We start from the raw sequence: 6,197 nt of genomic DNA, 5'->3' as shown, positions 1-6,197 counted from the left end.
CACGCGCACACCGGCGGCACAGCCGCCCGGTGCGCGCGCTTCTGCGGCCGCTGCGCAGGCCGCGCCTAAGGTCCCGGCCGCGTCAGACGCGCGGCCGGACAGCTCTGCCCCGCTGCGCACGGGGCAGGAGCCAGGCGCCCAGCGTGTCTTCATCAAGATCACGCCGGGCGCTGAGCTGAAGGGTCTGCTGCCGCGGCTTCAGGCGCTGCTGCAGACCCATCCGGGACCCGCAGCGACGCTGCTGTTCTATGAGCGCAACCAGAAGGTGCTTGCGCTGAGCGACAGCTACCGGATCGAGCCCTCGGAGGAGCTGTTCGCAGCCATTGAGGAGATGCTGGGTGCCGGAACCGTCCGCCTCAGATAGGAGCAGCCAAGCTATCCTTGTGTAGCGTCAGAATTAAATTTATGGATTGAATCAGTACAACGATACCACCTACAATTGTGTTCGGTTTTTCGATTACATTTGGCTTACGTAGCGCTCCCAGTCCGATTGTGTTCGGTTTTTCGATTACATTTGGCCTACGTAGCGCTCCCAGTCCAATTGTGTTCGGTTTTTCGATTACATTTGGCTTACGTAGCGCTCCCAGTCCGATTGTGTTCGGTTTTTCGGTTACATTCGGCCTACGCGGCGTACCCAGTCCAATTGTGTTCGGTTTTTCGATTACATTTGGCCTGCGCGGCGCTCCCAGTCCAATTGTGTTCGGTTTTTCGATTACATTTGTCCTACGTGGCGCTCCCAGTCCAATTGTGTTCGGTTTTTCGATTACATTTGGCTTACGTAGCGCTCCCAGTCCAATTGTGTTCGGTTTTTCGATTACATTTGGCTTACGTAGCGCTCCCAGTCCAATTGTATTTGGTTTTTCGGTTACATTTGGCCTACGCTAGTCACCCGGTCCAATTGTGTTCGGTTTTATGTTGAAATTTGTTAATTATATACAAACAGACGATGTTCTGGTTTTTAGCCACGCTGCTCATTTTCATGCTGGAGTTGTGCCTTGAAAGACATGATTGTTTTCGCATACATTTGTCCCAAACACTTTACTTTTTTAGTGGTTCAGGCCTCATCATGCAGACCCGCTTTTTTAATCTGATGCGCTACTAGGAGCATGTTCAAAGCGAACATTCACATAGGTGTATTATGTGCAATTAAAAACCGTAAAAAGGACGGCTTTCCTCTCCTAACTGTAGTCTGTACAACTAAATCTGCCCGAATAGGTGAGAACCCGCATATAGAGGCAGTTTAGTTGTATCGATTACAGCTAAATGGATAGTCGGCAGTAAATCAGACGATTTAGTTGTACAGAATGCACTTGAGCATACGCGCTGCACCATAACCCGGCCATAGATACACTGATCTTTTTAGCACATTTGCGCCCTCTTCCGCATACATTAGGGAACCAATAGAGTGAACTTATGAATCTGTCAGGCTTCACTCTCAAGTTCAGCTAAATCATAGCGGGGCATTGTCCCGTGCGGAAGGGGAATGACATCATGTCCTATCAAATGGCGGAGGATCTGCTGGAGCGCCGGGGAGTATCACTGGATTCGATCGCAGAGATCGTCTATATCCTGCAATCGGTCTATTATCCCAGCTTAACGCAGGAGGAGTGCCTGAGCAGTGTCAAGTCGGTCTTGAACAAAAGAGAGGTCCAGTATACGCTCATGACGGGGATTGCGCTGGATGAGCTGGCCGAGAAGAAGCTGCTGCCCCAGCCGTTTCAGGCGGTAATGGAAGCGGATGAGTCGCTCTATGGGGCGGACGAGACTCTGGCGCTGGGCATCACGAGCGTGTATGGAATGATCGGTCTGACCAGCTTCGGCTACCTCGATAAAATAAAGCTTGGAATTATCGGCAAATTGAATGATGATAAGGGGAGCATTCATGTATTTCTGGATGATCTTGTGGCCGGAATTGCGGCTGCAGCTTCAGCCCGGATCGCCCACGGGCATGAGGGTGCGAAGGTCTATCCCCATGTGACCGGGACCGAATAACGGCTGCTCCTGATGCGCTGCGACCGGCCTCCCGGGCCTGAGTCCTTCCTGCCGGGCTTGCTTGCGGGAAAAAAGAAAACTGTGTTATCATAATTTCATTATATTCAGGATACGGCTGGATTCGAGATTAGGGAGGCCTTGCAGGGCATGTGGACGGTAATCTATATAGCGCCGACCGCCAAAGTGGCGGAGATGATTGAGAGGAAGCTTACGGAAGAAGGATTTCTGATTAAATGCCGTCCCATCAATATGTCCAAGCAGCAGTTTGAGATTCTGGTTCCTTCGGGAGAGCTTGAAGAAGTGCAGGAGGTCCTCAATCTGATCCTGCATCCCTGAAGAGTATGGCGTAGAGATTCAAGAACATTCATGACAGCGGCAAGCTGCTATTTACGCAAATAAACGGCTGAAGAGGTGCGACCCTTGTTCAAAGATTTATTTCAGAAAAAACGGAAGTACGCGACTATTCCTTCAGAGCGTCTGGAGCGAAGCGGCGGACCGGCAGAAGGCGAGCGCCCTAAGCGGGAGATTCCCGAAGGTCTAATGAGCAAGTGTGCCAAATGCGGAACAATCCAGTACAGCAAGGAACTGGAGAAGAATTTGAAAGTATGCCCGTCCTGCGGCTATCATATGCGCCTGAATGCGACCGAACGGATTGCGATGATACTTGATCCGGAAGGGTTCATTGAGTTCGACAGCGAGATGGCGTCCATTGATCCGCTGAAGTTCCCCGGCTATGCTTCCAAGCTTGAGCAGCAGCAGTCCAAAACCGGACAAGTTGAGGCTGTAATCACCGGCCAGGGCAGCATTGGCGGCCATGCGGTTATTGTAGCCGTGATGAACTTTGAGTTCTTCACAGGCAGCATGGGATCTGTGGTTGGAGAGAAAATTACTAGAGCGGTAGAAGAAGCGACAGAGCGGGGACTGCCGATGCTGATCTTCTCCACCTCCGGCGGAGCCAGGATGCAGGAGAGCATTCTCAGTCTTATGCAGATGGCGAAGACAAGTGCCGCGCTGGCCCGGTTCAGTGAAGCGGGCGGCCTGTATATCTCCGTGATTACTGATCCGACCACCGGCGGGGTATCGGCGAGCTTTGCCAGCCTGGGCGATATTATTATTGCCGAGCCCGGAGCGGTCTTCGGCTTTGCCGGACGGATTGTCATCGAGCAGACGATCCGCCAGAAGCTGCCGGAGGATTTCCAGACGGCCGAGTTCAATCTGCAGCACGGACAGCTGGATCTGGTCGTGCACCGTAAGGAAATGCGCTCCACACTCACGAAGCTGCTGGAGCTGCATGATGTGAAAGGGGGATTTTAGCTTGGCAGGAGAGATGCCTTTTGAAATGCCTCTGGTAGAAATGCGCAAAAAAATCGCCGAGCTCAAGCAGTTCGGCGAAGAGAAGGGCATTGATTTCAGCGATGAGGTAGCCCGGCTTGAGGAGCGCTACAGCGAGCTGGAGAATGAGATCTATTTCAATATATCCCCGGCCCAGAAGATGCATCTGGCCCGGCATCACGTACGCCCGACCTCGCTGGATCTGATCGGGCTTATCTTCACGGACTTTATCGAGCTGCATGGTGACCGCCTGTACGGTGACGATCTTGCTGTAGTCGGCGGAATCGCCAAGCTGAACGGCCGGCCTGTAACTGTCATCGGTCAACAGCGCGGCAAGGATACGAAGGAGAATATTCTGCGCTTCTTCGGCAGCGCCCATCCGGAAGGCTTCCGCAAGTCACTGCGCCTGATGAAGCAGGCGGAGAAGTTCGGCCGTCCCATCATCACCTTTGTGGACACCAAGGGGGCTTACCCGGGCAATACCGCAGAGGAACGCGGACAATCGGAAGCGATTGCCCGCAATTTGTTCGAGATGTCCCAGCTGGCCGTGCCGGTCATCTGCGTGATTATCGGCGAGGGCGGCAGCGGCGGAGCCTTAGCGATGGCTGTCGGCAACCGTGTGCTGATGCTGGAGAATGCGATCTATTCGGCGATCTCCCCTAACGGTGCAGCGTCGATTCTGTGGAAGGATGCCACCAAGGCGGAGCAGGCCGCAGAGGCCATGAAGATTACGGCCACCGATCTGCTGGAGATGGAAGTGATCGAGGAGATTATTCCGGAGCCCAGAGGCGGTGCACACCGGGATTACGAAGCTGCGGCGGAGGCGGTTAAGGACACAGTCTGGCGTCACCTGCAGGAGCTGTCCGGTATGGATGCGGCGGCGCTGAAGGAAGACCGTTACCTGAAATTCCGCAAAATCGGCGAGTTTTCCGAGGCGGTGCTGGAGCAGGATGCCGATCAGGATGAAGCGCAAATTGTAGAGTAAGCAGGAGATGCTCTCGGGGGAATTAGCGGCAATGCCGGTACCGCCGGTTTGCACTTTTTAACACATTCCAGCTTATTCCAGGCCGTGAATAGGACAAGACCGGTTATACATTTATTCCCATTCTAATCATCCTGCGCTTCTTGCGGGATGATTTTTCTTTTATCGGCCATCCTATATTATTCGACTTTAATTTACAGCAAAAACAGGCACTAACATTGATTTTGTGTTCAACATGCAGTAATATTCATAAGGGCGCAATAAAACGTGCATGTCTTTACATGTGATAAAGTTCCTATACAAAGAGCAAGCCTTATAGTAGATTTTGTAGTTGGAAAAGATGAGACAGAGAGAACGAAAAAACGGAGGAAAACCTAATGCGGAAAAGTAAAATTGTATGTACGATCGGACCTGCAAGTGAATCGTTGGAGAATATCAAAAAATTGATTTTGGCTGGTATGAATGTGGCCCGTCTGAACTTCTCCCACGGCGATTTTGATGAGCATGGAGCCCGGATCAACACGATCCGTCAAGCATCCAAGGAACTTGGCAAGACTGTTGCCATCCTGCTCGACACCAAAGGACCGGAGATTCGTACAGGCAAGCTGGAAGTAGAACCGATTGAACTGGTTCAGGATGAGTATCTGACATTGACTACGGAAGAGATCCTTGGCGACCACAACCGTATCTCCATCACTTACAACAACCTGCCTAACGATGTTCAAGTAGGATCGACGATCCTGATCGACGACGGCCTGATCGGCCTTACAGTTGTCGACATTCAAGGCACCGAAATCAAGACCCGTATTGTTAACGGCGGTACGATCAAGAGCAAGAAGGGTGTTAACGTACCAGGAGTATCCATCTCCCTGCCGGGTATTACGGAAAAAGATACCAATGATATCATTTTTGGGATCGGACAGGACATTGATTTTATTGCCGCTTCTTTCGTACGCAAAGCCAGCGACGTTCTGGAAATCCGTGAACTGCTTGCGAAGCATGATGCTTCCCACATCCAGATCATCTCCAAGATCGAGAACCAGGAAGGTGTCGATAACCTGGATGAAATCCTGGCAGTATCCGACGGCCTGATGGTTGCCCGTGGCGACCTTGGTGTAGAAATCCCTGCTGAAGATGTACCTTTGGCACAGAAGCTGATGATTCAGAAATGTAACATCGCCGGCAAACCGGTAATCACAGCTACCCAAATGCTGGATTCCATGCAGCGCAACCCGCGCCCAACCCGCGCTGAAGCAAGTGACGTAGCGAACGCAATTTTCGACGGAACTGATGCAATCATGCTGTCCGGTGAGACTGCTGCCGGGAAATATCCGGTTGAATCCGTACTGACTATGTCCCGTATTGCTGAGAAAGCAGAGTCTGCTCTGAACCACCGTGAGATCTTCATGAAGCAGCAGATTGCTCAAGAAACTACTGTAACTGAAGCGATCAGCCAATCCGTAGCGATCTCCGCTCTGGATCTGAATGCTAAAGCGATCATTTCTTCAACGGTAACTGGCCACACTGCACGCGTGGTTTCCAAATATCGTCCTAAATCACAGATCATTGCTGTTACCACCCAGGAAAGAACCATGCGTCAGCTGGCGCTGGTATGGGGCGTAACTCCTGTATTCGGCCCTGAAGCTCATTCTACTGACGAATTGCTGGAAACAGCTCTTAACGGCGGTAAAGCTTCCGGTCTGGTTAAAGCTGGCGATCTTGTAGTCATCACTGCAGGTATCCCGCTTGGACGTTCCGGTTCCACTAACCTGGTGAAGGTAGATACGATTCCAGCCGACTAGGATTTGGAAGAGCTTCTGCAGCACGAATAAGATATAATGATAAGAGCAGTGGCGCTTGATTGCCGCTGCTCTTTTTTGATATCGATCAT

At 51.7% G+C, this 6,197-nt stretch carries 6 protein-coding genes; all 6 read left to right on the top strand.

Annotation, left to right across the window (positions count from 1 at the left end):
* Nucleotides 1-364: hypothetical protein (locus C173_RS34665; RefSeq protein ID WP_036725609.1), on the top strand; the 364-nt coding region annotated here is incomplete at its 5' end.
* A gap of 1,127 nt (nt 365-1,491) precedes the next feature.
* Nucleotides 1,492-1,992, top strand: a complete 501-nt coding sequence (locus tag C173_RS13590; protein ID WP_036725608.1) for a phosphatidylglycerophosphatase A family protein — start codon at nt 1,492-1,494, stop codon at nt 1,990-1,992.
* Nucleotides 1,993-2,139: 147 nt separating this feature from the next.
* Entirely contained in the window at nt 2,140-2,328 is a 189-nt protein-coding gene (locus C173_RS13585; RefSeq protein WP_036725605.1) for a hypothetical protein, read from the top strand.
* An 84-nt stretch (nt 2,329-2,412) separates the two neighbouring features.
* Nucleotides 2,413-3,306, top strand: coding sequence for an acetyl-CoA carboxylase, carboxyltransferase subunit beta (gene accD, locus C173_RS13580; protein ID WP_036725603.1), 894 nt, complete (start codon nt 2,413-2,415; stop codon nt 3,304-3,306).
* A gap of 1 nt (nt 3,307) precedes the next feature.
* On the top strand, nt 3,308-4,309 hold the full coding sequence (locus C173_RS13575; protein ID WP_036725601.1) for an acetyl-CoA carboxylase carboxyltransferase subunit alpha: 1,002 nt from the start codon (nt 3,308-3,310) through the stop codon (nt 4,307-4,309).
* Between the two features lie 374 nt (nt 4,310-4,683).
* Nucleotides 4,684-6,108: a pyruvate kinase gene (pyk, locus tag C173_RS13570; protein WP_036725599.1), complete on the top strand. Its 1,425-nt coding sequence runs from the start codon at nt 4,684-4,686 to the stop codon at nt 6,106-6,108.
* Nucleotides 6,109-6,197: the final 89 nt, after the last annotated feature.

The organism is Paenibacillus sp. FSL R7-277, from assembly GCF_000517965.1.
Lineage (GTDB): Bacteria > Bacillota > Bacilli > Paenibacillales > Paenibacillaceae > Paenibacillus_AQ > Paenibacillus_AQ silagei.
Note: the sequence above shows the minus strand (reverse complement) of the source record. Positions and strands in the feature narration are given on the sequence as shown.

Excerpts from the sequence above, each read along its gene's own strand:
- pyk (WP_036725599.1), top strand. The coding sequence starts at position 4,684 with ATGCGGAAAAGTAAAATTGTATGTACGATCGGACCTGCAAGTGAATCG.
- C173_RS13585 (WP_036725605.1), top strand. The coding sequence starts at position 2,140 with ATGTGGACGGTAATCTATATAGCGCCGACCGCCAAAGTGGCGGAGATG.
- C173_RS13590 (WP_036725608.1), top strand. The coding sequence starts at position 1,492 with ATGTCCTATCAAATGGCGGAGGATCTGCTGGAGCGCCGGGGAGTATCA.